The organism is Flagellimonas oceanensis, from assembly GCF_003992595.1.
Classification (GTDB): Bacteria; Bacteroidota; Bacteroidia; order Flavobacteriales; family Flavobacteriaceae; genus Flagellimonas; species Flagellimonas oceanensis.
Genome location: NZ_RZNA01000007.1, coordinates 1 through 2178 on the forward strand (window position 1 = coordinate 1; position 2178 = coordinate 2178).

Annotated in this window: 2 protein-coding genes; one reads left to right on the forward strand and one right to left on the reverse strand. The window is 38.9% G+C overall.

What is annotated here, in order from left to right:
- Positions 1 to 41 precede the first annotated feature (41 nt).
- Positions 42 to 1031 carry a transposase gene (locus EO132_RS03215; RefSeq protein WP_127136571.1) on the reverse strand — a complete coding sequence of 330 codons (990 nt, stop codon included), beginning with the start codon at positions 1029 to 1031 and terminating at the stop codon, positions 42 to 44.
- 229 nt (positions 1032 to 1260) lie between these two features.
- Here EO132_RS03215 and EO132_RS03220 point away from each other — a divergent pair, with 229 nt between their 5' ends.
- Positions 1261 to 1869: a hypothetical protein gene (locus EO132_RS03220; RefSeq protein ID WP_127136572.1), complete on the forward strand. Its 609-nt coding sequence runs from the start codon at positions 1261 to 1263 to the stop codon at positions 1867 to 1869.
- Positions 1870 to 2178: the final 309 nt, after the last annotated feature.

The following is a 2178-nucleotide window of genomic DNA, read 5'->3' on the forward strand; positions in this document are numbered from 1 at the left end:
CGTATTCCAAGATCAAATCCAAACTTATTTAGATCTTATTGTCAAGCCGCGTATTGCTGTAAAACCACATATGGCGTTCCTCTTTTTACTACTGAGAATGCCCTTGCCAAAAGTTTGTTCCTGACATTGTTCAAGGCAAGCATCTTAGGCTTCCCTTCCGCTATTTTTCGTTTATAGTACGCCCTGAGCTCCGGATCATGTTGTATTGCCGATATACCTGCCATACTCAACAAAGTCTTCATCTTTCTGTCCCCGATCCAATGACACTGTCTCTTCCTTCTCAAACCACTACCGGATTGGTGGTCATAGGGAGCCAGACCACAATAACTCGAGAATTTTCTCCATGAATCGAATTGCCGGAAGTTTTGGGTGTGATAGAGCAGCTGGCACGCCACCACAAAACCAATCCCACGTAAAGAAAGCAACAGTCCGTAATTGCCCGACAATTCCTCATCCTCCCTTAGTATCTGATCCATTCTGGCCTCAATGGCCTTGACCTGTTTATCAAGTGAAGCTATCGTCCTCTTAATGCAAATACAGCCTATATCCGTGGATGGACTCCCCAACAAATGTTCCATCTCCTTTAAGGTGCCCAATAGCCCCGCCCTATTGCGTACCATTTGATCACGAAGGCCCAATAACCTCCCCAACTCCTGATAAACCAAACTCTTTGCCTCGCTCATGGTCAGTTCTTCCCTGCACAACCAGGCATATCTTGCTATGAGCCGGGAATCCACCTTGTCGCTCTTTTCCCGTACCAGACCAAGGGACCTTTTTATCCTCAACGGATTCTCCTCTACATAATCAACACCTTGCCCACTTAAATAGCAGGACAGTTTCAAGGAATAGTTCCCCGTGTTCTCAAAACAGTAAAAAAAGGATTCCTTCACTTCTTTTCCCACCCAGGACAACATGGAACGATACCCCCTTATGTCGTTCGCAAATACCTTGTGCTTGCCCAATAGATGACAGCTAACGTCCAAAGTCTTCTTTGATACATCGATACCAATGGCTTCTTTGTAATTTTTCATAATTTTAAAATTGACAGTTAATTTATGTTGCAAAAACTATTTCCTTTATTGGGTGCTACAACACCTGGTATTCCAATTGGTTCTATGCAACTTTTAGGAGAAAAGAGGACTGATACGTCTAGTAAGGCTTAACTTAGAGACCGTTTTAGTTCTCCTCTTTCTCTTATTCAATTTATAAATTCAAAGTAAAGGAGACCGTTGACAGTAATATGACCTACTCATAATTAAAATGAATCTACAACCCCTAAGAATTGAAGCTGGTTGGACAGTAAAATACAACCAACTGTATGAAATTGATCCTGCAGTCGGTTTCGAAGATTATTTTGATGGTTCAAGTTTATTGATCTTAGAAAATTATAGCCGATTAAAATTCATAGATGTAGAATGGCGACCAGAAAGAGACTTGGATGGAGAATATCAAGTCCGAGTTTTAAACTTTATAGAAAATTTCAATCAAAAAAACAATGAATTTGACATTGACCCAAATTGGGAAAATCCGTTTTTGACTTTTACGACCAAATCGAGAATAGAGCTTGTTGAAAAGTTAGAGGAACTAATGCGAATACTTCCTGCCTATAAAGACCCGAGAATAACAAGCAAAAAAGGAATTGTTTCTGAGCCATCTGAAACCTACCGTTTGAGATTAAAAGACTGCGGAATCTCAAATGAGTTGGTAGAAAATATCTTAGAAAATGGAAATGCTAAAATTCAAAATTTACTGCTCGACCATCAAGACATAACACGAAAAATTATAAAGAGATTTGCAAAAAACGGAAAAAACAGAAAGGTGAAAAATAAAGCAAATCAAAAACTGAACGACAAACGATTTAAAGAATAAAAACCACTAGTAACCATGGCTATAAGCAATGGCCTCTACTTACCTACTACTAAACCATGCAACTACTCATCTCATAGCCGGGACCGTTATGTGTAAGCTGAATAAATTACTAAATTGAAAAATGAAAAAAGCTCTGATATTACTGATTACAGTATTAGCCTTAGCAAACTGTAATAACAGACAACAACTAAATCAAAACGTTGTAACAACTGATATTACCAATTTTTGGGACGCATATGATTATATTGACCTCCTCCCGTTAAACCGGACAATTTAAAACTAGAGTTTCCGGGCGAATAAATGTTTAAC